The organism is Nocardia sp. NPDC057440 (genome assembly GCF_042802915.1).
In the GTDB taxonomy this organism is placed as follows: domain Bacteria; phylum Actinomycetota; class Actinomycetes; order Mycobacteriales; family Mycobacteriaceae; genus Nocardia.
In genome coordinates this window covers 1-25,497 of the sequence record NZ_JBHVDF010000011.1, presented here as the reverse complement: position 1 = coordinate 25,497, position 25,497 = coordinate 1, and the positions used below count along the sequence as shown (strand labels likewise).

At 64.6% G+C, this 25,497-nt stretch carries 20 protein-coding genes, 1 tRNA gene and 2 pseudogenes; 8 read left to right on the top strand and 15 right to left on the bottom strand.

From position 1 onward, the window contains the following. Window positions 1-138 precede the first annotated feature (138 nt). From ACFU4Z_RS22555 to ACFU4Z_RS22535, 5 genes are all read right to left on the bottom strand, one after another. Window positions 139-621 (bottom strand): hypothetical protein, encoded by a 483-nt coding sequence (locus tag ACFU4Z_RS22555; protein ID WP_379066049.1) that lies wholly within the window; start codon window positions 619-621, stop codon window positions 139-141. Between the two features lie 142 nt (window positions 622-763). Then, window positions 764-3,196, bottom strand: a complete 2,433-nt coding sequence (locus tag ACFU4Z_RS22550) for an arylsulfatase (protein WP_379066046.1) — start codon at window positions 3,194-3,196, stop codon at window positions 764-766. A 548-nt stretch (window positions 3,197-3,744) separates the two neighbouring features. Then, window positions 3,745-4,275, bottom strand: coding sequence for a hypothetical protein (locus tag ACFU4Z_RS22545; RefSeq protein ID WP_379066043.1), 531 nt, complete (start codon window positions 4,273-4,275; stop codon window positions 3,745-3,747). 1,169 nt (window positions 4,276-5,444) lie between these two features. Continuing rightward, window positions 5,445-6,503, bottom strand: coding sequence for an alpha/beta fold hydrolase (locus ACFU4Z_RS22540; protein ID WP_379066040.1), 1,059 nt, complete (start codon window positions 6,501-6,503; stop codon window positions 5,445-5,447). 479 nt (window positions 6,504-6,982) lie between these two features. Then, window positions 6,983-8,923: a potassium transporter Kup gene (locus ACFU4Z_RS22535; RefSeq protein WP_379066038.1), complete on the bottom strand. Its 1,941-nt coding sequence runs from the start codon at window positions 8,921-8,923 to the stop codon at window positions 6,983-6,985. 485 nt (window positions 8,924-9,408) lie between these two features. On the opposite strand from ACFU4Z_RS22535, the gene ACFU4Z_RS22530 reads away from it, so the two are divergent. From ACFU4Z_RS22530 to ACFU4Z_RS22520, 3 genes and pseudogenes are all read left to right on the top strand, one after another. Then, the gene (locus ACFU4Z_RS22530) at window positions 9,409-10,929 is read left to right on the top strand and encodes a class I adenylate-forming enzyme family protein (protein WP_379066036.1); all 1,521 of its coding nucleotides are present in this window, start codon (window positions 9,409-9,411) and stop codon (window positions 10,927-10,929) included. Between the two features lie 657 nt (window positions 10,930-11,586). Beyond that, window positions 11,587-12,060, top strand: a complete 474-nt coding sequence (locus ACFU4Z_RS22525) for an SRPBCC family protein (protein ID WP_379066034.1) — start codon at window positions 11,587-11,589, stop codon at window positions 12,058-12,060. A 101-nt stretch (window positions 12,061-12,161) separates the two neighbouring features. Continuing rightward, window positions 12,162-12,359: pseudogene (locus ACFU4Z_RS22520) on the top strand (IS3 family transposase); the annotation flags it as partial. 17 nt (window positions 12,360-12,376) lie between these two features. On the opposite strand, the gene ACFU4Z_RS22515 reads toward ACFU4Z_RS22520, so the two are convergent. Next, window positions 12,377-13,123, bottom strand: a complete 747-nt coding sequence (locus ACFU4Z_RS22515; RefSeq protein WP_379066032.1) for a class I SAM-dependent methyltransferase — start codon at window positions 13,121-13,123, stop codon at window positions 12,377-12,379. Window positions 13,124-13,405: 282 nt separating this feature from the next. Further along, on the bottom strand, window positions 13,406-13,765 hold the full coding sequence (locus ACFU4Z_RS22510) for a hypothetical protein (protein WP_379066030.1): 360 nt from the start codon (window positions 13,763-13,765) through the stop codon (window positions 13,406-13,408). Window positions 13,766-14,345: 580 nt separating this feature from the next. On the opposite strand from ACFU4Z_RS22510, the gene ACFU4Z_RS22505 reads away from it, so the two are divergent. Continuing rightward, window positions 14,346-15,833: an aminotransferase class V-fold PLP-dependent enzyme gene (locus ACFU4Z_RS22505; RefSeq protein ID WP_379066028.1), complete on the top strand. Its 1,488-nt coding sequence runs from the start codon at window positions 14,346-14,348 to the stop codon at window positions 15,831-15,833. Window positions 15,834-16,590: 757 nt separating this feature from the next. Here ACFU4Z_RS22505 and ACFU4Z_RS22500 read toward each other — a convergent pair. From ACFU4Z_RS22500 to ACFU4Z_RS22480, 5 genes are all read right to left on the bottom strand, one after another. Continuing rightward, window positions 16,591-16,663, bottom strand: a tRNA-Ala gene (locus ACFU4Z_RS22500). Between the two features lie 86 nt (window positions 16,664-16,749). After that, a complete protein-coding gene (gene glpR, locus ACFU4Z_RS22495; protein ID WP_379066026.1) occupies window positions 16,750-17,931 on the bottom strand; it encodes a gephyrin-like molybdotransferase receptor GlpR in 1,182 nt (393 codons plus the stop codon). A gap of 287 nt (window positions 17,932-18,218) precedes the next feature. After that, a complete protein-coding gene (locus ACFU4Z_RS22490) occupies window positions 18,219-18,869 on the bottom strand; it encodes a GNAT family N-acetyltransferase (RefSeq protein WP_379066024.1) in 651 nt (216 codons plus the stop codon). A 12-nt stretch (window positions 18,870-18,881) separates the two neighbouring features. Continuing rightward, entirely contained in the window at window positions 18,882-20,141 is a 1,260-nt protein-coding gene (glp, locus tag ACFU4Z_RS22485) for a gephyrin-like molybdotransferase Glp (RefSeq protein ID WP_379066022.1), read from the bottom strand. 130 nt (window positions 20,142-20,271) lie between these two features. Continuing rightward, window positions 20,272-21,240 carry a UTP--glucose-1-phosphate uridylyltransferase gene (locus ACFU4Z_RS22480; RefSeq protein ID WP_379066020.1) on the bottom strand — a complete coding sequence of 323 codons (969 nt, stop codon included), beginning with the start codon at window positions 21,238-21,240 and terminating at the stop codon, window positions 20,272-20,274. Window positions 21,241-21,351: 111 nt separating this feature from the next. Between ACFU4Z_RS22480 and ACFU4Z_RS22475 the strand changes: the two genes are divergently transcribed. The 4 genes from ACFU4Z_RS22475 to mscL all read left to right on the top strand — a co-directional run bounded on the left by ACFU4Z_RS22475 (window position 21,352) and on the right by mscL (window position 23,573). After that, window positions 21,352-21,942 (top strand): 5-formyltetrahydrofolate cyclo-ligase, encoded by a 591-nt coding sequence (locus tag ACFU4Z_RS22475; protein ID WP_379066520.1) that lies wholly within the window; start codon window positions 21,352-21,354, stop codon window positions 21,940-21,942. 69 nt (window positions 21,943-22,011) lie between these two features. Further along, window positions 22,012-22,308 carry an FmdB family zinc ribbon protein gene (locus ACFU4Z_RS22470; protein ID WP_379066018.1) on the top strand — a complete coding sequence of 99 codons (297 nt, stop codon included), beginning with the start codon at window positions 22,012-22,014 and terminating at the stop codon, window positions 22,306-22,308. Between the two features lie 79 nt (window positions 22,309-22,387). Further along, a complete protein-coding gene (locus tag ACFU4Z_RS22465) occupies window positions 22,388-23,056 on the top strand; it encodes an SAF domain-containing protein (RefSeq protein ID WP_379066016.1) in 669 nt (222 codons plus the stop codon). Window positions 23,057-23,168: 112 nt separating this feature from the next. Beyond that, window positions 23,169-23,573, top strand: a complete 405-nt coding sequence (gene mscL / locus ACFU4Z_RS22460; protein WP_379066014.1) for a large conductance mechanosensitive channel protein MscL — start codon at window positions 23,169-23,171, stop codon at window positions 23,571-23,573. Window positions 23,574-23,660: 87 nt separating this feature from the next. Here mscL and ACFU4Z_RS22455 read toward each other — a convergent pair whose 3' ends face one another. From ACFU4Z_RS22455 to ACFU4Z_RS22445, 3 genes and pseudogenes are all read right to left on the bottom strand, one after another. After that, window positions 23,661-24,329, bottom strand: coding sequence for an MspA family porin (locus ACFU4Z_RS22455; protein ID WP_379066012.1), 669 nt, complete (start codon window positions 24,327-24,329; stop codon window positions 23,661-23,663). A 62-nt stretch (window positions 24,330-24,391) separates the two neighbouring features. Next, a complete protein-coding gene (locus ACFU4Z_RS22450) occupies window positions 24,392-25,066 on the bottom strand; it encodes an MspA family porin (protein ID WP_379066010.1) in 675 nt (224 codons plus the stop codon). Window positions 25,067-25,398: 332 nt separating this feature from the next. Then, window positions 25,399-25,497: pseudogene (locus ACFU4Z_RS22445) on the bottom strand (DNA-binding response regulator); the annotation flags it as partial.

The window sequence follows — 25,497 nt, the reverse complement described above, 5'->3', positions numbered from 1 at the left end:
TTATTTTTACTTCCTGTTGTTGTTTTGTTTTTTTTTTTACATCACTCCCGGGCTGTTGTTTGTTTCTCCCGTCCGTCCCCCCCCCCACCGCTGCGGTTCGTGGGCGTGGGCGACACCGGTTTCGGTGTGGCCCCCGAGTCAGGCGCCGAGAGTTATCAGGGTCTTCACAATCATCAAGATGGCTACGAGGCCGAACAGTGCGAGACCGACGATCCATACCTGGAACATGAGCCTCAGGTGTATCAGGTTGCCGAGCCAGCCGGCGTCGGGATCCGCGGTGTATTGCGGCCGGAATGCCGCGCCGTGTGCGCCCCAAGCGCCCGCGCCCAGTTCCTGCTGCTCGAAACGCTCCAGCCACTGAGCATCCCGGCTTTCGGCTCGGTAGTGGCTAGCCATGAGCATGATCGAGATGACGGACACGTTCAGCGCGAGCAAACCGGCGAGAATCCGAGGAAAGGCGTCGATGTTCTGGCTCAGCGCGACGCTGAACAAGAAGGCTTGGGCGGTCAGACTGACTGCGGGCACCTGCCAGAGCAGGTTCTCGTATTGCAGACGCCGATCCGCCACAGCTTGGTACAGCGCCTCGGGACTGGTCAGGTGCTGAGAAGGAGGATTGGCCACGACGGCACAGTCTCATAGACAAGTACCTCCCGCCATTACCGCCACGCCGCTCGCAAGAGGCCGGCGCAGCTCGTCAGCGCGGGAGGTGCGTGCAGGCGCCAGGTGGCGTTTCGACCGGTGCCTCGGCGGCGGAGCCGATGCCCTATTGCCGAGCCATGTGCATGCGCATCTCACTTTGGATGTCGGTGATCAGCTCCCCGGAGAGATCGACGGTGACGGTGTGCAGCGTGCCGGTGAACCGGGAAGGCGGTTCGTAGTCGGGTGCCACCGCCGAGCCCGGGTTGGCGCCGCAGGTCATCCCGCCGGGGTTGAAGGCGATCGGCGTAGTGACGGGGATTTCGGCCTCGCCGACCAAGCGGTGATCGATGTAGAGCTGGGCGCGGCCCGGTGTGCCTTTACCGCGGACGAGGTCGGGCTCGCCGGTAGGTTCGAATTCGAAGCGCAGTTCGTGGCGGCCTTCGGGGACCACCTCCGTGGAGTAGACACGGTAGATGGCGCGTCGAACGTAGTTGTGGGCGTAGTGCAGTCGACCATCCTTGAGATAGAAGGACCAGCCACCGACGTTGGTGCCCTGGCACAGCAGGACGCCTTCGGCGCCGCCGGGCGGGATCTCGGCATCGGCGGTGATGCTGTGCGGGCGGTTGATCACCCGGGGCGCCACGGCTGCGGGCAATGCCTCGGTGCCGGGTCGGAGGGTGTAGCTGAGCTGCGCCGGCGTGATCTGTGGGCGCTCCACTGTCACCCGTTGCATGGCGCTGCCGTCGATGGGCAATACCTGATATCTGCCGGCCTCGACATACCACAGCGAGATCATCTCGATGAGTTTGTCCGGGTGCTCAGCGGCGATGTCACGGGTCTCGGCGAAGTCCTCGTCGATGTGGTAGAGCTCCCAGTGGTGGGCGTCCAACTCGCCCAGAGCCTCGGCGGAGATGGGGGCGCCGAAGGGTTTGCCCGCTTCAATGAAGGAAGGGCCCGGCCAGGGGCACACGGCACGCCATCCGCAGTGGTCGATCGCGCGGTGGCCCATCATCTCGAAGTACTGCGTGTGGTGCCGGGTCGGTGCGGCCGGGTTGTCGAAGGTGTAAGCGAAGCTGACGCCGTGGAGGGGCGACTGGGGCACGCCTTTGATAGTGGCCGGGGGTTCGATTCCGAGCGCGTCGAGAACGGTGGGGACCATGTCGACCAGGTGTGCGTACTGAGTGCGCACCTCACCCCGCGCCTTGATGCCTCGCGGCCAGTGAACCAGGAAAGGATCACTGACGCCGCCGCGGTAGGTCTCGCGCTTCCACCGCCGGAAGGGCGTGTCGCCCGCCCAGGTCCAGCCCCACGGGTAGTGGTTGAACGTGGTAGGGCTACCGAGTTCATCGATCGCTCGGAGGCTGTCCTCGATCGGTTCGGGGGCATTGTTGAAGAATTGCAGCTCATTAGTGGTCCCTGTGACGCCACCTTCGGCGCTTGCCCCGTTGTCGGAGATGACCATGATCAGCGTGTTGTCGAACTCGCCGATCTCCTTCAGGAAGTCCAGCAGCCGCCCGATGTGGTGGTCGGTGTGGGTGAGGAATCCGGCGAAGACCTCCATCATCCGCGCGGCGAGGCGGCGCGCATAAGGCGGCAACGAGTTCCACTCCGGCACATCCGGATCGTGGCGCGAGAGCTGCGCGTCCAGTGCCACGATGCCCCGTTGCTTCTGCCGGGCGAAGGTGAATTCCCGGTAGGCCTCCCAACCGTCGTCGAACCGGCCCCGATATCGGTCGGCCCACTCCTTCGGTACATGGTGCGGGGCGTGCGTCGCCCCGGTGCAGAAATTCAAGAAGAACGGCTTGTCCGGAGCAACCTGCTTCGCGCTGGAGATGAAGGAGATCGCTTTGTCGACCAGATCCGCGGTCAGGTGGTAGCCCTCGTCCGGGGTCGCGGGGGGCTCGACCTGGTGGTTGTCGTGGACCAGATCCGGGTACCACTGGCTGGTGTCACCACCGAGGAAGCCGTAGAACCGCTCGAAACCACGGCCGAGCGGCCAACGCTCGTACGGGCCGGCAGCCGATTCCTGATCCGAAGGCACCAAGTGCCACTTGCCGACCTGGTATGTGTTGTATCCGTGCTGTAGCAGCATCTCCGAGAGGAACCCGTTCTCGAACGGAATGTTGCCGTTATAGCCCGGATATCCTGTGGTTAATTCTGCGATTCCCGCCATCGCGTTGGCATGGTGGTTACGTCCCGTGATGATGCACGAACGCGATGGCGAACACAGCGCTGTCGTATGCATGTTGTTGTACAGCAATCCGCCCTCGGCCAGGGCGTCCAAATTCGGCGTGGCTATCGGACTGCCGTAGCAGCCGAGCTGCCCGAACCCGGTGTCATCGAGCACGATGAACAGCACGTTCGGCGCACCAAGCCCGGCCCGCACCGGTTGGGGCCACGCGGGACTCGAGACATCGGCCGTCCGACCGATGACGCCAGGGAAAGCAGTTCCCGGCCGGTATTCCTTCGGTGACATCTCCTCGATCCTCCGTCCCGCCGACCGGCATACATCCGGCCGATCGGCGCGTAGGTTCTTGCCGATGTTGCCCGCGGTCACGCCATGAGACTGGTCGCCACCAGCCTTCTCCGAAGCAATATGCGCAGTCCCGCATCCTCGATGAGGTAGCTCAGCGCTGTGACTTGCCGGCTTCTTGCTCTGGCGCACGTGCGGCGATCGTGCGGAAACGGCGTTGTGGAAACACCGACGCTCCGACGGAAAATCGGTAACGCGCACACGTTACCGACGGGTGAGGTCGCTCCGTGAGCCGTCACCGTTGATGGCTGCGCACATGTCGAAGGGAGACAAGGCCACTCAACAAAACAACTTGGGAGGACCAACGCCACCCATGCATACAATTATGTTCTTTTCGACCACTCAGTACTGCGACGGCGCACTGAAAATAGTAGCCGACCAGTAGCTTTACGGCCAGTGAACAAGGGGCCGCCTTGTCCCGCACGAGCCGGGAACGCAGCCTGCACAGGGCAGGGAGGACCGCCCACGAAAGGCCGAAGTCTCTGGATCGGTCGCCGGCCACCTGGCATAGCGAACAGTCGGACAGAACGCCAGGTCCTTGCGGACCCGGGCCTGCTGTGGTCCGGAGTTGGTCACACGCAGTATTGGCAGGTTCCGCTGGCGGGGAGCTCGATGAAGCACTGGGCGCATACCGCGGCGCGGGTCGGCTGCGGCTTGACCTCGACTTGTGCCGCGGCGCGCGTCGAACGGTGGCTCGCCACCTTGGGAGTGAGCGGCGGGACACCTTCGCCGACTGGCATCTCGGCCCCATGGTGCAGGTAGCACTGCCAACGAGCGTAGGCGGCATGCAGCTCGAGATCGTCCGGAATCGGCAGTCCGGCGAGTTCGAGTACGTACTTATAGGTTTCGCCGACGGTATGGTTCCGCCGCACACACAGCGCGGTGAGCGGCGGCTCGCCCGCATTGTGGCAGCGCCGGGCGATCTTGCGCAGAATGGCATCCATCCAGGTACGCGTCGGCGCCTCGGTGTACACACCGGACGCCTCCTGCACCCGCTCGGCCAACTCGGCGACAGTGATGAAATGCCCATACCCGGTGGCGATCTCGGACAGTTCCGCGTGCGCGGCCAGCATCCACGCCATCGTCGCCTCGCGCAATGGCACCGCAGCACCATCGCCGGCCCGCCATGCTCCTGCCACCGTGGGTGTCGAATTCCTCATCACCTGAACAAGTTATCGCGTCGGTACGAACTGACGAAATAGCCTCGCGAGGCTGATCTGCACATAATTCGAATCCTGAGAGCTACGCCACTTCGACCCGCTCGCCTCATCGGCCCGCGACGACGATGGCAATGACAGGCTCGATGTCTGCCGGATCAACGAACCACCGCGAACCGGGACCGACGCCTGTTCGCTTCGGCCGTCGCGCCGGCATTTATCCCGGAGGTGAGATCGTTCCCCGCTCCGCAGCGGATCGGCGCAATCTCGGTGCGAGTCGAACTGACTGTCGAACAGAGGATGTGAACGCGCCACTCCACGAGGCCAGCGGCTGGAAGCCGACAGCACAAGCATGCCGGGGCGAGCAACCGTCCATGACGAGCAGCGGCGCGACCCGGAGGAATTCACCCCGGCTACGTCGAAATGCGCATTCACGGGGGTTTCTCGGGCGCCTCGTGGACCGTCCAAGTCGGTTTCCCGACACGTGGATCAACCTCAGCTACCATCGCGGATGCAGGCTCGCCGTCGAATTTGTAAATTCCACCACTAGCAAGACTATTTGTAGCCCAAACATCCAGATCGTAACCTTGATTGTGCAGAACCGAAGCAGCATTCTCGGATGCTCCACTCAATCCTGAGTTGCATGAACGGAGATAAAGGTTAGTAGCATTCGGATTCGATTCGCATGCTTTGTTGAAGTATCTGTTTCCGACCATGACATGGCCTTGAGCGTTCCCGTCGACCACCACGGGAGTCCATCTGAAGAAACCGGTCCTCACCATAAGCCCGAACGCATCCGGGCGAGAGTGAGCACAGGACCAGATAGGGGGCTCGCCAGCGGTTGCGCGAATCCGCACCCCGACTTCCGTATACGCGTGACCGACCACCGTGCCGGCTTGCGCTGTGACGTTTTTCAGTCGTCGAAGCATCTCGCCGAGTTGAGCCCCAACGCTAGCGCTCACCGACTTCTTCCTCTCGGCTGCGAGAGGTAAAGGCTCTTTCGGTGACAAATCGACATCTCTGTGCAACTAATGCGCTCCATCTATGCCCGACGAACCACGCCGCCATCAAGGCGACCGGTCAAGAGCTCGCCGACTGTGTCGTGGATCAGGCTGCTACCGAGTGAACTCGGCGATATCCTCAGCAACGCGCGCCGGTGCTTCGAAGGGGAACGCGTGACCGAGCTGGGGGTAGATCAGCAGTTCCGAACCGTTGATGTAGCGATGCAGCAAGACTGAGTTGGCGGCGGGTTCTTGTTTGTCGTTGTCGGCGCCCAGGATCAGGGTGGGCAGCCGCAGGTTCGGCAGGCTGGCGGTGACATTCGCGGTGGGGTCGATGAGCCAGTCGCTCATTGCCGCGCGTTGCCGGTTGAGGCCGGTCAAGTTCACCCCGACCCGGTCGGGGCGCAGAGCTGTTCGTTGACGCCACGCAGACAGAGCGTCGGGATGATCGCTGAAATACAGTGGAATGACCTGGTCGGCGGGCGCCACCGGATTGAACGCCGGCGCGCCCGCGATCAGATCGGGAAGATCGGGCAGCACCTGCTGCGAGCCGCCGGGGCCCGTGCCCATCAGAATCAGGGCGCCGACAACACCGGGGTGATCCACGACCAAACGTTGCGCGACGAATCCTCCCAGGGAATAACCCACGACAGTGGGGCGGCCCAGATGAAGAGCCTGGATCAGACCGGCGGCCTGATCGGACAGTTGCCGGACGGTCAAGATGGCCGAGGAGCTCGCCGGGGTCCGTCCCACGCCGTCGGAGTCGAAGATGACCACATGGTTGGTCGCGGCCAGGCGATCGAGCAGCGCCGGATCCCAGTCGTCCATGCTGAATCCGAGGCACGGAGTCAACACCAGGGTTGGCCCGTGTCCGAAGCTGCGGTAAGCGATCGGTAACCCACCGACATCGACGACGTCGGTGGGCGCCGTCAACGACGGCGACCCGCGGAAACCATCAGCCGTTGTCCATGCGATATCCGTCGTGGAGGCGGGCTCATCGGGAGCCGGGTCGGCGTTAGCGACGCCTGGCCCGACCAACAGCATGCTGGTGGCCAGTGCCGCCAGCACGGCGGCGACGGATGTCCGGCGTCGTGAGACGGGACGAGGATGGCAGGGCAACGGCCCGCCATCGGGTGCGACCGAGGTCGGTTGCGGAGGATGGAAAGCGGGCATGTGGGCTCCTTCTGGTTGCGGGACGGACCAGAATCGAGACAGTGTCCCGCTGCGTACAGCCCGATCGTTGGCACGCCGACCGGCTCGGCGATCAGCGACCTCGGCCATACCGTTCTGATCCGGATGCCACATGTAAGAGGCGCGGCCCGCTCAAAAGGATTCGCCCGGTTCCGGCCGGTCTCCACGACCGGCGAACTGCGCGTCGTTCGCGAACACTCGGTCATAACCGCATATCGAGCGAATGATGGCCGCCTGACCGTACGGCGGCAGCCGCTTCCGGCTTCGGTACACAGCCACCTACTGAGCCGCCATTGGCAGCTGGACCCCCGCGTGCCGGCCCATCCTCGACCTGTCGAGTCGACCGCGAACATACGCACGTCGGCTACTTAAGCCTGGTGTCAGGACCGGGTCCCGGCCAGGATGCGCACAATGCCACACGGCCCGGCCACTTGCGCCCGGTTCCCTCGGCCATGGCACATCTACACCTCGACTTGCGAACCCATGATCACTGTCCGCTCGCCCGGCAGGCCGAAGTATTCGGCAGCGTCGGCGGTGATGTAGGACGTCGCAATGAACAGCCGCTTGCGCCAAGGCGCCATTGTGGGCGCCGAGCCTTTCTTCAACTCGATCTTCGACAGGAAGTAGGAGGCGCCATCGACCGATATCGGGCCTTCGGTCTGTGCTGGGTCGAGTAAGCGCAACGCGTGCGGGACATTCGGTGTTTCCATGTAACCGAAGTGCGCGGTCACGTGGATGATCCCGTCTTCGCCGTACCCGAGCGCGTCGATCTCCGTGCGCTGCGCATCCGGCACACGGGGCACCGGCAGCGTTTCGATCGACAGAATCACCACGTGTTCGTGCAGCACGCGATTGTGCTCGACATTGGCCCGCATCGCCAGCGGCGCGGTCTCCTTGCCTCGGTTGAGAAATACTGCCGTCCCGGGGATCCGCACCAGCGGCGGCTGATAGTCCTGCAACCGATCGATGAACGCGCGCAGCGATCCCTCCACCTGTTCCCTTGCCCCGGTGACGATTACGCGCCCACGCGCCCAGGTGATCATCACAGTGAACGCCGTGAGGCCGATCAACAATGGCAACCACGCGCCGTGCACCAGTTTTGTGAGGTTCGCCGACAAGAACAGCACATCCACCGCCAACAACGGGATGGCACCGAGCAGAACCAGCCACAGCGGCGTTCTCCACTTGGTGCGCGCGACGTAGAAGAAAAGCAACGTCGTGATGGAGATCGTCGCGGTCACCGCCATGCCGAACGCGAACGCCAATGCCGCCGAGGTGCGGAAAGCAAACACCAATGTCAGCACCGACACCATCAGCACCCAGTTGATCCACGGCACATAGATCTGCCCGATCGTGGACTCCGAGGTGTGCGCCACGCGCAGCCTCGGCAGGTATCCGAGCTGAGCCGCCTGCGCGGCCACCGAAAACGCGCCGGTGATCACGGCCTGCGAGGCGATCACGGTCGCAGCGGTCGCCAACAGCACCAGCGGCAACCGCGCCCACCCGGGGGCGAGCAGAAAGAACGGGCTGCTCACCGCGCTTTGATCACCGAGCAACAAAGCACCTTGCCCGAGGTAGCTCAATGCACACGCGGGCAGCACGAGCCCCAGCCAGCCGCGGGTGATCGCCCGCCTGCCGAAATGGCCCATGTCAGCATAGAGCGCCTCCGCGCCGGTAACCGCGAGCACGACCGCGGCCAGCGCGAAGAACGCAATTCCGAAGTGCCCGACCATGAAACCCAGCGCGTAGGTCGGCGACAGCGCCTTGAGGATCTCCGGATGCCGCACGATTCCGGAGACGCCCAGGACACCGATCGTCACGAACCAGAGAATCATCACCGGACCGAATAGCCGACCGACAGCGGCTGTGCCACGGGACTGCACCGAGAACAGCGCGACGATGATCACCACCGTGATCGGAATGATCAGATTCTCGAATCCCGGCTCGACGATCTTCAAGCCCTCTACCGCGGACAGCACCGAAATCGCGGGAGTGATCATGCTGTCGCCGAAAAACAATGCGGCACCGAAGATGCCGACCCCCGCCAGCACCGCGGCCGCTTGCCGACCCCGAGTTCCACCCAGGCGGCGCAGCAGCGTGATCAGCGCCATGATCCCGCCCTCGCCGTCATTGTCGGCGCGCATCACCAGCGAGATGTAGGTCAGCGTCACGATGATCATCACCGACCAGAAGATCAGCGAAACAACGCCGTACACATTGTCCGTACTGATCGGCACCGGGTGCGGGTCGGCCGGGTTGAACACCGTCTGGATGGTGTAGATCGGGCTGGTGCCGATATCGCCGAACACGACACCGAGCGCACCGACCACGACCGCGGCCCGAACGGTTCCGCCACTACCGACCGCGTGCGAAGACGGGTCGATGTGGGTTTCGGTCTCCATGCTGCACTCCTCGTCTGCGGAACAGCACCCTATCGCGTCGTGCCCGGCCGATTGTTCCCGCTGGATCGAGTGGCTCAACCCTCTCGGCGCGGATCGAACGGGTGAGGGGGTGCGCGTAGCGCCGTCAGGATGCCGGTAGATGTCGCCGTCGTGGCGCTCGAGCGACTGGCGTTGGAGGTAGAAGGTGTCCGAGAACCCAAGGAACAAGCGACCTTTCGAATCTCGTGACAACTCGAATGTGTCCTGGATACGATCCCGACAGCATCTTCGGGACCCGCGACTGATCGCGGGACGGTGGGCACCTGTGCGGTGGTCGCCTTTTCCGGAGCCCGAGCATCGGTGCCTGCACGGTTACGACCAGCGAGAGATATGAATGCAGAAGAGATCGAACCGCTGGCCCCGTGATCTGGCACGCATGGGGACATCGACCATCCGGTACGCCGGGCAGATGGCTGCGGTCGCGGCCAGGATCTAGGGAGACGCCGATGACCATCCCCCACCCCCCGACGCTGGCCGGCCTTGTGGTCGGGCACGCCCGGGACCGCGCCGGATGCCGCGCGATCAGCGCGCCTGCGGGGTCGCAGACCTATGCGGAGTTCGCCAGGGACGTGGCGCGAATCGCGGACCGGCTGCACGCTGCCGGTCTACGCCGGGGCGACCGGATGGCGGTGCTCGCGCACAACGACTTGGCCTACGTCCAGCTCGTCTACGCCGCCTCCTGGGCCGGCATTGTGCTGGTCGGTCTGAACTGGCGGCTGACGGCGGCCGAGCTCCGGGCCGTTCTGGAGGACTGCAACCCGTCCCTGCTCTTCGCCGATCGGGAGTTGGCATCGGGGCTGGACCCACGGTGCCCGGTGGTCCGGCTGGACGGACCCGAAGGCTCCGACTTCGAGCGCTGGTATGCCGCAGGGGATTCCGGCTACGCGCCGGATGCCGATCAATCCGACGAGTCCCTCGTGCTGCTGGCCTACACGACCGGCACCACCGGCGAGCCCAAGGGCATTCAGCTGGTCGAGCGAAATCTGCGGGAGATGGCCCAGCAGGCCGCGGCAGCCTGGGCGCTGTACCCGGAGATGAGGTACATGGCCTGCCTGCCGATGTTCCGTATGAGCGGGATGAGCTCGGTGACGTGTTGCGTGCACCTGGGCGGCGAGGTGGTCATCCCGTCGGGGTCCTCGGTCGCCGCGATCGCCGGCACCGTCGAGGACCGAGGCGTCACCCACACCAGCCTGGTGCCGACCCTGCTGGCCAGTCTGGTTGCCGAGAATGCCGCCGCGACCTTCGACCTGTCCAGTCTCGAGGTGATCATCTACGGCTCCGCACCCTCGAACAGCTCGCTGATCGACGAGGCGATGGAGATGCTGCCGCAGACCGGCTTTTCGCAGGGTTACGGCTTGACCGAAACCTGTGCCGGGGTGGCGGTCGCGCCGGTCTTGCGCCGGGGGGAGGTCGACCGGCATCCGGGTAGCGTGGGCCGCATCCACCCCAGCTGCGAGTGCCGGATCGTCGATGTTTCCACCGGTCGCGACGTCGGCACCGGTGAGGACGGCGAGATCTGGCTGCGGACGCCGCAACTGACCACAGGATATTGGAACAAACCCGCCGAGACCGCGGCCGCGATATCCGCCGACGGCTGGTTCCGCACCGGCGATATCGGGATGATCGACAACGACGGATTCCTCTACGTCCACGACCGGCTCAAGAACATGATCATCTTGGGCGGAGAGAACGTCTACTCGGTCGAGGTCGAGAACGCGATCGGCGCGCACCCTGCGGTGCTCGAGGCCGCCGTCGTCGGCGTACCCGACCCGCACTGGGGTGAGACCGTGAAAGCGGTCGTGGTGCTGCGCCACGGTCAGGAGCTCGACGAGACGGAACTGCTCGGCTGGCTCGAGGGTCGGCTTGCCGGTTACAAGCGCCCGCGGATCGTCGAGTTCGTCGGTGATCTCCCCAAGGCGGGCAGCGGCGAGATCCTGAAACGTGAACTCAGATACGGCAAGGGCTGACATGCCCGAAGTGGCCGCCGCAGCTTCAGTGGAGGTCCGCGCGACAGCCCGGAGCCGATAACGGAATACCCGGCATTGCGCCGACTCGGGGACCCGAATTCCGGGGGCGCGCATCGCAAGAGCCTGCACGGTTCGGTGGAAGCCACTCTCCGGTAGCTGAATACGGACCACATCGATCTGCTCCAGCGGCAGGTATGGGACTTCACGACCTCGGTCGAGGAAATCCTGTGTGGCATTCCGACGGCCGGTCGCCACTGGTCGCGCTGCAAATCGTCCGGCTCGGAGGTCCGGCCGGAAGCGACAGTGGAGATATGAACGAGTGCCTCCGGCGGCCCCCAGGGGAATGCCCTTGCGCGGCAGAGATATTCGAGATACGAACAAGTATCGACCACAGCTTGACATGGGAATGTACTTGCGCGGCTACGACATTGGCTGCCAAGTTCTCCGCACCACGCCACAGCGCGTTATCCGCCGATGTGCGGGAATGATATCCGAATGACGGGGCCGTAGGCGGTGATGCTCATCGGAATACGTTGTACCGAACTATATTTCGATCCAGGCGGCACGCCGCAGGCATCCTGGCTTCTCGTCGATGGCGATCACCGAACCGCCCTTTTTGATCAGCGTCCGCCCCACGATTGTGCGAGGATGGATCCCATGACTGAAGAACGGTTCGAGGTCCGACGGGAGATCGCGGCACAGCCGGCCGAGATCTTCGCCCTGCTGTGCTCGCCCGAAGGGCATGTGTCGATCGACAGCACGGGCATGCTGCAATCCGCAGAAGGCAAAGCCATCACTGCCGTCGGAGATGAATTCGTCGTGCAGATGGATCGTGAATCGCTCAATGACTTTCCCGAGATGGGAAAGTACGACGTCACGGTGACCATCACCGCATTCGAAAAGGACGCCCATATCGCGTGGACAGTCTCCCGAGAGGGCCAGGTGCCGCCGATCGACCACCGCTACGGCTACCGCGTGGAACCCAGCGAGATCGGCACCTCGGTGACGTCGTACTACGACTGGAGTCAGATCCCAGCGAAGTACCGCGACATGGGAGTCTTCCCGATTCTTCCTGAATCCGTGCTGCGGGCCTCGCTCGGCATGCTCGCCAGGACCGTGGAGAAGAAGTAGGCGATCAGCCAGGCTAGTGGGCATCGTCAGCAGGTGCCCACCACACCCATCAGCAGTGGACGCTCAGTAGCTGAATAGTTTGATCCCGGTGATACGCACGGGGGTACATCGCGGTGGCTTTCAAATACGCCGGCTTCGTGGAATCAGCGATCCGGCAAGCAGTCGCACTGCGGGCCCCTGAAGGCCATCCGATCAGCGGTGCGATCCATCGCTCGGATGCCGGATCGCAATGCACGGCAGTGAAACGCTTTGAAACACTGCGACTTTCAGACCCACTGCCCTTGACTGGGTCGGTCGGCGTTGTGAAAGTGCCGCGCTACTTGGTTGCGACAATGACGGTTGTGCTGTCCAGGTCCACCGGACGGCCATGCAAGTCGCCCGCGAATGCCACGTGGCCGAATCCGGCTTCGTAGATCGCCGTCTCGAGTTGTGGGCGGGAATACATGTGGAGCCGACACTGTCGGGACCATCCAGGGCGCTTCCAGTGGAGGTTTAGTTCCTGGGTAGCCCAATCATATCGAGCGTGACCAACGAGATCGGACCGTTGAACCAGCTGCGTACTGATCAATTCGCTGCCATTGCGTGCACGATGCTCGAAGTATTCGAGAGTATCGATTTCCATGACCAGCTTGCCCCCGGGCACGAGAACGTCGGCCCAGGCCGTGAGGGCGGCAAGGTCTTCCTCGCGGGTGTCGAAGAAGCCGAAGCTGGTCCACAGGTTCAGAATTGCATCGTATGGACCTGCGGGCGGGGTTCGCATATCGGTCAGGACGAAGGTGCAGTCAGGATATCGACGGCGGGCGTCGTCGAGTTGTTTCGGCGAATTGTCTATGCCGACGACACGATAGCCGCGCCGACCGAGCGGCCCGGCGTGACGGCCGAAGCCGCACGGCACATCGAGTATTCGCGCTCCGAGGGGCAATCGGAGTAGTGCGACAATCGCCTCGATCTCGCTCTCGGTGTCATCGTATCTGCCCATGATGGTGAAGGTTTCGCGGAAGCCTTCGTCGAAGAATTCATCTGCCCAGTTCTCTCGCGTGATGTGTCCGGAATCGGCGATCATGACAGAGCGTGACCCACCACGTCGAGCGGGTCGGCCGGTTCCGATAGCGGAGCGTGACGCACGCCCGAGGTCGGGCTCGTCGGCAACTCGATCGAAATATTCATCGCTGGTTCCTCGAAAGCTGGACGGCTGTATCGCAATTCATGGCTTCAGAAACGGTGCGTGCCCACGCGAGCAGGGAGCTGTCCGGCCGTGACCGGACACACGTACGCTCGAATAGTTGCCGCCGGAGGCGTAGCTCCCCGGTAGGGAGCTACGCCTCCGGTTACCACAAAGCGTGAATCACTTCTGGTCGAGATCGACCAACTTGCAGACACACAGCGTCACCGTGTGGGCAAGAATGCCGCCGAAGTACTGAGTGCAGAACTCCGCGTACCCGACCGGATCGCACTGGTGCGCATGCCATGCCGAGTCCACTTCCAGATCGTCGGGCAGGTAGTTGCCCTGCATGCCGCTGGCCCGGAAGCGCTCCAGTGACCGCTGGTAGCGGGTTACTCGATCGTCGATCTGCTCCTCGGTCAACGCCGCGGAGCCCGGCCAGAACAAGTGGCCCCAGCGCAGGTTCTCCTTGAGGTGCGTCGTGTCGAAATCCGCCGCAGGTACTTCGGTTTCAGCGGATACGGCCGCGATGCTCGTAGTCATAACCCAAACCCTCGATTCACTCAGAACTCACCGTGTCGGCCGACAGGCCTCCAGAAGTGCTGGAGTAGTTAGAGTTTGGTGTGCGACAGATCACAAGTCAAGGGGTGGTTCTTGCATCTCCGAGAGAGGGCCCATGCGTGAACCTGTTTGCGACTCAATAGATTTGACCTACCGTTCAGAACCCAGCCGAAACCTCGTCGATCACTGTGAATTATGTACCGAGGTAGTCGGTTCGGTCGGTCGATCGTGCTGGGGTCGGCGCCGCCCGCGGGAGCGACCCCTTGCACGACGACCAGCGCGTCGGCGACTCAGGGAATCGCGCGACGACTGGTGGAATGTCGCGACGCTCATGCGGATTCCGTTGCGGAACAGCCGGATACGACGATGCTGTCGCGTTGGGTGCTTGACTCCTGGCGGAATCGGAGGTCTCGTTGTCTGGCTGGTCGGCAGCGACGAATGATCTTGCGGCCCAGGAAGGGAGACCACGTTGTCGCAGAACAACCAACGATGACAAGGACTCGCCTCATGCGGATGGGCTGACCGAGCCACCGCTGACCCACACGATAGACAAGGACCTGCTATGAGCGGAGACGGCACGCACACTGCCGGCGCGCAGGAATTTCTGGCCGGCTATCCGGAGTACACCACGACAACGGTGCTCGATGACCTCCGGGCCACGGAATACGCATATCTGGATCGCAATCGGGACATCTATCTCGACTACGCCGGTGCGGGGCTGGCCGCAACCGCCCAACATCAGGCACACAACGAGTGGATCTCTGCGGGCTGCCATGGCAATCCGCATTCGGACAACCCGACCTCACGGGCGGCGACGGCCGGTGTCGAGAATGCTCGGGCAGCCGTGCTCGCCCATTTCAACGCTCCAGCGCAGGACTACACCGTGATCTTCACGGCGAACGCCACGGCGGCCTGTCGATTGGTCGGCGAGGCCTACCCCTTCGGTCGCGCGACACGTTTCGTCCTGACAGCCGACAACCACAATTCGGTCAATGGCATTCGAGAATTCGCCCGCTCCAGGCGGGCTCGAACGGAATACATCCCGATCGCGGGTTCCGAACTACGCGTGACCGAGTCTGCCGTCCGCGCCGCGCTGGAGCGCCGCACCGTGCAGGAATCACTATCGATGCCTACGGTGAACGGACGAGAAACCAGCCGTGGGTTGTTCGCCTATCCGGCGCAGAGCAATTTCACCGGTGTTCAGCATCCGCTCGACTGGGTCGATATCGCACACGAGCATGGCTTCGATGTATTGCTGGACGCCGCAGCCTATCTGCCGACGCATGAGCTCGATCTCACCGCCGTCCGAGCCGATTTCGTTCCCGTGAGCTGGTACAAGCTTTTCGGCTATCCGACCGGAGTCGGTTGCCTGATCGCCCGCCGCGACGCATTGTCCAGACTGCGGCGGCCCTGGTTCTCCGGCGGCACCGTCCAGGCCGCCAGCGTTCAGGGAGGCTGGCACGCACCGGCCGCGGGATCTGCCGAATTCGAGGACGGCACCGTGAATTTCCTCGCCATACCGGATATCGAACATGGCCTCAACTGGCTGCGCGGGGTCGGCATCGATGTGATCAATCGGCGTACCCGCTGCCTGACCGGATGGCTTCTGGATCGGCTGCTGGCGCTCGAGCACGACAACGGGGCTTCCATGGTCCGAATCTATGGGCCGCGCAATATGATCAACCGCGGCGCGACGGTCGCGCTGAATATCCTCGACCCCTTCGGGGCCATCGTCGACGAGCGTCTGGTAGCGCGAGAATCCTCGGCGGCAGGGTTTTCGTTGCGCACGGGCTGCTTCTGTAATCCCGGCGCTGGGGAGGCCGCCTTCGACATCGGTCGGCCATCCTTGCTTCGCCTGTTCAGAAAGTCGGCTCTCTCGATCGATGCGTATATCACCGAACTCGGCCTGCCCACCGGTGGCGCTCTCCGCGTCTCCTTCGGGATCGCCTCCAGTTTTCAGGACGTCCAGCGATTTGTCGAATTCGTCGACACCACATACCGCAACCGTCCGTGTGAGACGCAGGGCCTCCCGCCACGCGAGAATTGCTGAGCTGTGCGAATTTCTCACCGAATCGAAAATGGGGTGCGCCTCTGATTCGGTCGATTTCGTGGAGGTTTCCGCGGCAGCGGCGAAGCGGTGCCGGCCTGCTGCTAGCCCGTGTCTCAATAGTGGGGTGGGTGGTGGGCGCCGCCGCGCGGCGCCTACCACTCGAGAGATGTATCTATCGTGATCACCGCTGGTCAGCGTGGTGACAGCCCGCAGTTCACCGCAGTCCTCAACGGCATCGCGGTGCCGCGCCTCGGACAAGGCATACAGCTCTCGCGCCAACCGTGCTCACCTGCGCAGACACGGGATCCAAGCCACGATCCCGATCAAGGCCGACCAGGTGGTCAACCGTAAGAAGAAAGGCTCGGCCGGGCGGACGACCGTCGACGAAGCGATCAACCTCTACAGCCACGGCCGGTCCCGCGCCCAAACCGCCCGACACCCTCACCGCCGACCCGGTCACCGTGCTCAACCGGCTACGCGAACGCGGCGTCCGCACTCGCGAAACCCACGGACGAACCCGATCCTGACACGCCGCACAACAGCGAGCAGTCCACCCAGCCAGCCGACCGGACCCCAACGACTCCCGACCTGATCAACACACCAGTACGGCGAAATCTCAGCCGTACTGCCAGCCCTACTCCGCGACACTGGGACCGACCGGGGCACGTCGAACGACTTAGTTGCGAATTAGTGGGAAGATCGGCCGACCAGAAGTGGGACCGGAAAGCAAAAACCCCAGCCTGGGCTGGGGTTTTTGTGGAGCTAAGGGGAATCGAACCCCTGACCTTCTCGATGCGAACGAGACGCGCTACCAACTGCGCTATAGCCCCGTGCGGCTCCGGGGAACCGCGCTGTGACACTGTATCAGTAGAGGGGCTGAGACTCCGAATCGGGCCGTTGACCTGGGCGGATACGATTACGCGCCAGCCGCCCTTCGCATGTCGCCGGTGCGGTGGCGGACGGCGCGGGCGGTGGCGGCGTCGAAGGTTTCCAGGTGTTCGAACATGGGGTCTTCGTCGTCGGCCTCGAGCCGGGCGGAGCGGCGGCGCAGGGCGCGGGCGGTGTCGCGGTCCATGGCCTGCTGCCTGGTCTGCTTCTCGGTGTGGTGCGGGAGGTGCTCGGCCCGCTCTCGGCCGCGGCCGAGGCGCGCGGCCCTGCGGCGGCGGATCTCCTCCTCCATACGGACCTGCTTGCGCAGATACGCCAGGTAGGTCACCAGCACAACCGCCGACAAGCCGCAGGCCCACCAGAACAGTGATGTCACCGCGACACCGAGGGCGCCGAACATGATGGCGCTCAGGACGAGTCCGAGCACGGCGCGCTGCCGGAAGGTGTAACGAGCCGCGCGCGCGATCGCGTCGGCCTCCGGGTCGAAGCCGCCTCGTCCGCGCCGGGTCGGGACGAAATCCGGATCGGCCGAATCGAATTCGGCGTCTTCGTCGGTGTCTTCGTCGGTGTACTGTGCGGGCGCAGCCGAGTGCGCCAGGGGGATCCGGGCCGCCGGATCGGTGCGCTCATCGGCCACGAGGTCATCATCGGCCGCCGCACCGGCGTTCGCAGCGATTCCGGCCGCAGCGATGTCGATACTGCCCGATTCGGTATGGAATTCACCGTCATCGCCCTCGGATTCGGGCTCGGCATCATCGAATTCGGCCTCCGCACCGCCGAGTTCGTTCTCACCGTCGTCGAGCTCGTCGTCGAGCTCATCGATTTCGGCGTCGGCGATATCGGAATCGTATGCAGCAGATCGGGAATCACGAGGGGTGCCACCCTCGAGCTCCAGTGTTTCGTCTCCAAGAGGCTGTTCGTTGTCGATCTCGGTGACGGGCTCGTCGGCCGGTGTCGTCATCCGGTCCTCCGCATCATCACTATGGGAATGCTTTCTCTGCACGCGGGTCGGCCGATAATCGGGATCACTGTCGTGCCCTGCGGCCGGTCCACTTTTCGGGCGCCGCTTGGAATCTCCGCGGTGCAATACGCGGGTCGCCAGCGCCGCGTCGGTCGTCTGCCGGATTCTCGGGTGCCGGTCGGCGAGTATCGGAAACAGGACGAAGACCCAGAGAATGACAAGGCCGATCCACAGAATCGAATTCGGCATATCGCCTCAGCACCTCCGTCCCCGCCTGGGTTGTCCATTCGGCCTTCGACCGGTCGCTCCGCTCCCCATCGCAGTGCGTTCGCTCGCCGCGAAACGCACTCGGACTCCACGGACGTCCGGTCGCCGCCAAGCGTTTCGGCGAGGTCGCCGGACGCCTCGCGGGCTCCCTGCCGATGACGCAGGATGCACCATCGACGTCCGTAGGTTAATTCCGCGTCGCGGCGAGATCTGTCAGGCGCGCCGTGCACATCTGCCACACCTGTCACACGAATCGGCGAAAACCACGCTCAGGGCAAGGTTGCGCGGCCGGCGCGGACCAGGCGGTCGACCACGGTTCCGGCCACCTCCTCGACGGTGATGCCGACAAGCAGGTGATCACGCCAGGCTCCGTCCACGTCCAGATACCGCTCGAGCAGACCTTCCTCGCGGAATCCGACATTGCGCAGCACGGCCTGGCTGGCCAGGTTCTCCGGGCGGACAGTCGCTTCCACGCGGTGCAGTCCGGCAGGTCCGAAACAGTGGTCGAGCCCGAGGCCGAGTGCGGCGGTCGCGACGCCCTGGCCGCTGAGGTCCTTGGCCACCCAGTAGCCGATCCAGGCCGAGCGCAGCGCGCCGCGCACGATATTGCCGATGGTCAGCTGGCCGCTGAAGGTGCCGTCCACCTCGATGACCAACGGAATCATCGCGCCCCGACGGGCTTCCGCCTTCAGACTCGACCACAGCGACGGCCAGTTCGACGCGTGGTTGCGCGCCTCCCACGCGCCCCGGCCGGTCGGCTCCCACGGCTCCAGGTGCGCCCGATCGCGCAGCCGGATCCGGCTCCACGCCGCGGCGTCGCGCAACCGCACCGGCCGCAACGTCACCTGACCCGCCGCGACGCGCAGCGGTCCGAGATGCGCGGGCCATCCGGGATGCTGCGTGACTCGGAACACGTTCATCGACTCCACGCCTCAGCCGCGCTGTGCGAGAAAAGCGACTCGGACCTCGTCACCGGTGCGGATCTCGGTGTCGTCCGGATCGATCACGATCAGGCTGTTGGCCTCGGCAAGCGTCACGAGCAGATGCGAGGAGGAGCCCGCGCCGCCGCCGAGTGGTTGGACGAGGTAGTCGCCCGTGGTCTCGTCGCGCATGAGTTGCGCGCGCAGGTAGCCTTTGCGCCCGGCCATCGAGGAGATCGGGGTGATGGTCCTGGCCCGGATGATCCGACGCATCGGATGCCTGCGCCCGAGCGCGATCCGGATCAAGGGACGCACCATCACCTCGAAAACCACTAGCGCGCCAACGGGATTCGAGGGCAGTAGGAAGGTTGGCACCTCGTCGCGGCCGAGCCGCCCGAAGCCCTGGACCGAACCGGGGTGCATGGCGACCCGTGCGATCTCCAACTCGCCGAGACCCTCGAGCGCTTCCCTGACCTGTTCCGACGCCCAGCCGCCGATGGCCCCGGCGATCACCACGACCTCGGAACGAACAAGCTGACCTTCGACCACATCGCGTAGTCGCCGCGGATCCTCGCTCACGATGCCGACCCGATTGACATCGGCGCCCGCGTCACGGGCGGCGGCGGCCAATGCATAGGAGTTCACGTCGTACACCTGGCCGGGGCCGGGCGTGCGATCGATGTCGATCAGCTCGCCGCCGATGGAGATCACCGAGAGCCGGGGCCGCGGATGCACGAGCACCTTGTCCTGGCCGACGGCCGCGAGCAGCCCGACCTGCGCCGCACCGATGATGGTTCCCGCGCGCACCGCGACATCGCCCGGCTGCACATCGTCGCCGATTCGCCGCACGTAGTCGCCGGAGCGCACCGGCTCGTACACCTTGATCCTGGCCCGGCCGCCATCGGTGAAGTCCAGCGGCAGAACGGCATCCGCCAAAGTCGGCAGCGGCGCACCGGTATCGACGCGAACGGTCTGGCGCGGTTGCAGCCTGCTCGGCTGCTTGGAACCGGCGACCACCTCGCCGACCACCGGCAAGGTGAGATCGACCAACTCACCGTCTTCATTGCGGATATCGGAACCGGCGGCGGCCACATCGACGCTGCGCACCGCGTAGCCGTCGATCGCGGCCTGATCGAATCCGGGCAGCGGCCGCTCGGTGACGATGTCCTCGGCACACAGCAGGCCCTGGGCCTCGGAGATCGCGACCCGGACCGGGCGGGGCGCGACCGCCGCGGCGGTCACCTTGATCTGCTGATCCTCAACCGAGCGCATCCAGCCCTTCCTGATCTCTTCGCACCCAACCCGGATTCCGCATCAGCGCAACTGGGTTCGGTGCGCCCGATGGTGAACCATCATTCGTACCCGACGGTCCACTATCGGCGAAACCCGACGCCCACCCGCGTTAGTCGTACGTTGTCAGCTGCGGATCCCAATCCGAGCTCAGCCGATGCTGCAGCCACTCCCGCAAGGCGGGGCCGTATTCCTCTCGTTCCAAAGCGAAATCGACCGCAGCACGAAGATAACCGCCCGGGTTGCCCAAATCGTGGCGCGACCCACGGTGCACCACCACATGGACCGGATGGCCCTCCTCGATGAGCAGCGCGATCGCGTCGGTGAGTTGCAATTCACCACCCGCGCCCGGCGTAATCCGGCGCAGCGCGTCGAAAATGGCGCGGTCCAACAGATATCGGCCCGCGGCCGCGAAGGTGGAGGGCGCGTCGGCGAGGGCAGGCTTCTCCACCATGCCGTTGACGCGCAGCACATTCGGGTTCACGGCGTCGGGCACCGGCGCGACATCGAAGACGCCGTAGGCGCTGACCTCGTCTTTCGGCACATCGATGGCACAGAGCACGGTGCCGCCGCGCTTGCGGCGCACCCGGCTCATCACGTCGAGCACACCGCACGGCAGCACCAGGTCGTCGGGCAGCAGCACGGCGATGGCGTCCTCGTCGTCATCGAGGACGCGCTCGGCTTGCGCGACCGCGTGACCGAGACCGAGCGGTTCCTCCTGCACGACAGAAGTGACATCGAGCAGACCCGGCGCCTTGCGCACCTTCTCCAACAGGTGGAACTTGCCGCGCTCTTCCAGCGTGCTCTCGAGCAGCAGGTCCTCGACGAAGTGCGCGACAACGCCGTCTTTGCCCGGCGAAGTCACGATCACCAGCCGGTCCGCGCCGGAGTCGGCGGCCTCGGCCGCCACCAACTCGATGCCGGGGGTGTCGACTACCGGCAGCAATTCCTTGGGCACTGTCTTGGTCGCAGGCAGGAACCGCGTCCCCAGGCCGGCCGCGGGTACCACGGCCGTGCGGAAACACGCCACCACCGCGTCATTCGCCGGCTGTCCGGCCGTCTTATCCGGCACTGCTGTCATACGCCTACCCTATCCATCCGTCACAGCGACCCAGCGCCCGTCGGGCACAGCACCGAATACGGCCGTCGGGCCGATCCGGGTCCCGGTGAGCTTAAGGTGATCACCGTGGAGATGCCCGGTCAGCGTGACAAACATGCGTGGCGCGCCGAAATCAGCGCTCGACGGGCCGCGATGACAACCGCTGACCAGCAGGCAGAAGCGCGCGCGCTGGCCGCGACCGCCGCGCGGCTCGAGCTGCCCGACTGGGTGTGCGCCTATGTGCCGGTGCGCGGGGAACCCGGTTCGACGGCGCTGCTGGATGCCATGCGCGCCGCGGGAGCCAGGGTGCTGCTGCCGGTCACCGGCCCCCTCGGGCCGCTGAGCTGGGCCGAATACACCGGCGTCGAGGGCCTTCGACCCGCGCGGTTCGGACTGCTCGAGCCGTCCGGCGAGGTGCTGTCCACCGCCGCCGTCGGCAGGGCCGGACTGATCCTGGTGCCCGCGCTCGCGGTCGACCGCCGCGGTGTGCGTCTCGGGCGGGGCGCGGGCTACTACGACCGCACGCTGGCCGTGGCCGATCCGGCCGCGCGCCTGGTCGCGGTGGTCCGTGACGACGAGCTCGTCGACCGGCTCCCCGAGGAGCCGCACGATCTGCGCATGGGCTGGGCGCTCACACCGCTGGGCGGCCTGCAACAACTCGGTGTGGAACAGGGCACGGAATGAAACACCGATTAGCGGCGTTGGCAGTGTCGGCTGTAGAGTGCCAGATTGACGAACCCTGCGGAGGATCCTGTGCCAACTTATTCGTACGCGTGCACCCAGTGTGACAACCGCTTCGACGTCGTTCAGTCCTTCACCGATGAGGCGCTGAGCGTCTGCCCGGAGTGCTCTGGCAAGCTGCGCAAGCTGTTCAATTCGGTCGGCATTGTGTTCAAGGGCAGCGGCTTCTACCGCACCGACAGCCGCGGCGGCGCCTCGACGGCGAGCGAGCCCGCGAAGTCGGACAACAGTTCGAGCAGCTCGACAAGTTCGGATTCGAGCTCCTCCAGCAGCGCGTCCACACCCACGAGCACGGCCGTCGCCAGCTGAGTCATCCCCAGCCGCTCGCTGTCCACAGGTAGCCGTTTCAGCGGCCGAGCAGGTGTGATTGTGGCCATAGGATCCGGCCATGACTCGATCACTCGGCGATCTGGGCCGCGATGGCGCACTGCGTTTCGCGCTGTGGAATCGACCACCGTGGGCCGATGGCCTGCTGGCACGGCGATTGCTGGCGGCCGTTCTCACCGCACTCGCCGCCGCACTCTTCATCCGGGGTGATCCGGGCGCCGAGCGCACCCGGATCGTGGTCGCGGGCCGCGACCTGCCGCCCGGCCATCTCATCCAGGCCGACGACCTGCGCTCGGCCGCTCGCGAATCGGGCGCCCTGCCGACGGGCGTCGTCACCGACGGCACCGCTCTTGTCGGTGCGACGCTCACCGCGGCCATGCGCACCGGCGAGATATTCACCGATCTGCGCATTGTCGGCCCACGCTTGGCCGCTGTGGCCACCGGAGGGCGCGACGCCAGGATTGTGCCCATCCGCCTGGCCGACACCGCGGTCGCGGAGATCCTGCGCGCCGGTGATCGGGTCGATGTCGTCGGCGCCGAGGAACAGACCGGTCCTGCGGCTCGCCCGGCGCGGACCCTCGCGACCGATGCCGCGGTGGTTCTGGTCTCCGGCCCCGGCGATCGACGTGGCAGCCAGGAACGGATCGTGCTGGTCGCGATGGACGCCGAGCGCGCCACCACCGTCGCGGCAGCCTCGCTGCGGACCGCACTTACTGTTGTCTTCCATTGACAGAATGTTCGCCAAACATTTGCCATGAACGTCGGCTAGCATCGGTCGGACCGGCTGCCCACACCGCCGAGCGTGACTGGAAAACTCCCCATCCGAAGAGGAGATATCGGCAATGCTCAAGGGTTTCAAGGACTTCTTATTCCGCGGAAATGTCATAGACCTGGCCATAGCCGTGGTGATCGGTACCGCATTCGTCGCGGTCGTCACCGCGTTCACCAATGGCATCATCAACCCGATATTGGCCGTATTCGGTGGCGACAATGAGATCGGCCTCGGTTTCCGGCTGGTAGCCGACAAGCCCGCGACCTTTGTGCAAGTCGGTCCGATCATCACCGCGGCTCTCAATTTCCTGATCATCGCGACGGTGCTGTACTTCGTGCTCGTGTTGCCCGCCATGCACGCCAAGAAGCGCCTGGGTTCCAGCGAGGCGGATCTGACCGATTCCGACGTGCTGCGTCAGATCCGCGACCTGCTCGCGGAGGGCCGGGCCAGCGCGGGCGGCAAGCACGAGTTCTGAACCGAATTCAGTTCCGCGGGAACGCAAACGGGCCCGTCGTGATGGCGACGGGCCCGTTCGTGTGTGCGGAGTTGGTGACTCCTATATTCAGCCGAGGCTGAACGGCCTGCCCCACAACGTCACCCAGGTGATGACGCTGTCGGTCTCGACCTCGACGCTGATGAACGACCGCGCTTGCGCGTAACCGGCACAGCCGTTCAGGCCGATGGTCTCATCAGCCCAGGTGACCGAGCCGCTGCTGCCCTTGAAGCGATTGCGCTTCTTGTGCGATTCATTGCCGAAGTCGTCGGCCACTTCCTGGTCCAGAACGTAGAACGACTGCGACTGACCCGGACCGAGCGTCAGATTGCCGCCGCTGTTCGCGCCGACGCCGCCGGTGACGGTGTCGCCGCTCCAGTCGGCCGTGCCTTCGACACCACCGGAGGCGCCGCCGCCCGCGATGTTCACCTGACAGCCGACGGTGTAGCCCGGGAAGATCTTGCCGCCGGCCTCATCGGACACCTCGACCTGGGCGCTACCGGAGACCCACGCATTGCGATGCAGCGGCGTAGATCCCATGGACGGGTTGATGTTGGCAGACTCGCCGACCAGGCGGATCGTCACGACGGTGCCGTCGGACAGCGTCTTGGAGATCTCACCTCCCGGCAACGGAACGAAGGTATCGGCTTGCGCAGCTCCGGTGGACAACAGACCGAGGGCGATGGTTGTCGCGGCACCGACACCCGCCACCTTGGCCATGTTTTTACGGTTGATCATTGGTTTCCCTCGAGGATTGAGTTCGCTTCAGCGAGAAGAGTTTTCGTTGGATTCGACAGACGTCAGCCGATGCTGAACGGCGCACCGTAGAGGGTGGTCTTCGAGTAGTGGTCACCGATGATCTCCACGACCGTGTAGGAACGCGCTTGCGCATAACCCGCACAGCCCTGGATCTCGATTTCGGCATCCTGATACTCGACGGAATAGACGCCTGGTTTGAGAACGTCCTTCGAATCGATCGAAACGAACTTGACATCACCGGGGCCCAGGTTGAGGCCGATCGAACCGCCGAGGCTGCCACCGTCGAGGCTGATGCCGCCGGAGACACCGGCGGAGATCGCGTTGTCGGCGATGCTGACCTGGCAACCGACGATGTAGCCGGTGGTGAGTGCCGAAACACCATGTGTCGAGGAGTTATTGGTGCCCGGAGCGTTGGTTGCGCCATTGGTGGGGCCAACCACCCCCTCCGGGGTGACCGAGATATCGGCGATGGCGTTGCCCGATACCCAGACGACGCGACCAGCGCCGTTGGCGGCCAACGATGGTGAAATGAGCGCGCGCTCGGCTGTGTGCATGATGGTCACGCCCGGACCGAACTTCTGGCCGTCCGGCAACGGCACAAAAGTATCGGCGTTGGCAGCGCCGCTCGACAGGAGTCCCATAGCCACAGTTGCGGTGGCGGCGGCGCCCGCTATACGGACACCGCGACGCAACAGGGCGGGGTGGTTGTTAGTCATACTTCCCCTCATCAGGTTCTAGCGGTCGGTCTCGGGATTTGCCGAGGCCGAAAAAAACTCCCTTTCAGGTCAGCCGAGCATGGCGGATTGGACTGTCCACCATGGGAACTGCCGACCATCTCGTTGATGAACGATCTTGGGGTTCCAATGTTATTTGTTTCCGTCACTTCTCTCAGGAAATTCGCCCAAGTGACGCCGCACCGGTCCGTTGCCCGATACGATCGGCGATCATGTTGGGCACCAAGGGGTCTGGACAGCAAAAACGGGGGGGGGGGGGTGCGGCATCGACCGCTCGAGGGGTGGGGGGGGGGGGGCCGCGGGTTTAGCCCGCCGCGCGCGGCCCGCGCCGACTTCCTTGATGGCCTCGGCCAATTCCATGCCCTTGATGTTCTTGACGACGTATCCGCTCGCGCCGGCGAGAATCGCGTCGA

Coding starts and splice junctions, on each gene's coding strand:
- ACFU4Z_RS22540 (WP_379066040.1), bottom strand. CDS start 6,503: ATGCCCGCTTTCCATCCTCCGCAACCGACCTCGGTCGCACCCGATGGC.
- ACFU4Z_RS22535 (WP_379066038.1), bottom strand. CDS start 8,923: ATGGAGACCGAAACCCACATCGACCCGTCTTCGCACGCGGTCGGTAGT.
- ACFU4Z_RS22530 (WP_379066036.1), top strand. CDS start 9,409: ATGACCATCCCCCACCCCCCGACGCTGGCCGGCCTTGTGGTCGGGCAC.
- ACFU4Z_RS22525 (WP_379066034.1), top strand. CDS start 11,587: ATGACTGAAGAACGGTTCGAGGTCCGACGGGAGATCGCGGCACAGCCG.
- ACFU4Z_RS22515 (WP_379066032.1), bottom strand. CDS start 13,123: ATGATCGCCGATTCCGGACACATCACGCGAGAGAACTGGGCAGATGAA.
- ACFU4Z_RS22510 (WP_379066030.1), bottom strand. CDS start 13,765: ATGACTACGAGCATCGCGGCCGTATCCGCTGAAACCGAAGTACCTGCG.
- ACFU4Z_RS22505 (WP_379066028.1), top strand. CDS start 14,346: ATGAGCGGAGACGGCACGCACACTGCCGGCGCGCAGGAATTTCTGGCC.
- glpR (WP_379066026.1), bottom strand. CDS start 17,931: ATGCCGAATTCGATTCTGTGGATCGGCCTTGTCATTCTCTGGGTCTTC.
- ACFU4Z_RS22490 (WP_379066024.1), bottom strand. CDS start 18,869: ATGAACGTGTTCCGAGTCACGCAGCATCCCGGATGGCCCGCGCATCTC.
- glp (WP_379066022.1), bottom strand. CDS start 20,141: ATGCGCTCGGTTGAGGATCAGCAGATCAAGGTGACCGCCGCGGCGGTC.
- ACFU4Z_RS22480 (WP_379066020.1), bottom strand. CDS start 21,240: ATGACAGCAGTGCCGGATAAGACGGCCGGACAGCCGGCGAATGACGCG.
- ACFU4Z_RS22475 (WP_379066520.1), top strand. CDS start 21,352: ATGCCCGGTCAGCGTGACAAACATGCGTGGCGCGCCGAAATCAGCGCT.
- ACFU4Z_RS22465 (WP_379066016.1), top strand. CDS start 22,388: ATGACTCGATCACTCGGCGATCTGGGCCGCGATGGCGCACTGCGTTTC.
- mscL (WP_379066014.1), top strand. CDS start 23,169: ATGCTCAAGGGTTTCAAGGACTTCTTATTCCGCGGAAATGTCATAGAC.
- ACFU4Z_RS22455 (WP_379066012.1), bottom strand. CDS start 24,329: ATGATCAACCGTAAAAACATGGCCAAGGTGGCGGGTGTCGGTGCCGCG.
- ACFU4Z_RS22450 (WP_379066010.1), bottom strand. CDS start 25,066: ATGACTAACAACCACCCCGCCCTGTTGCGTCGCGGTGTCCGTATAGCG.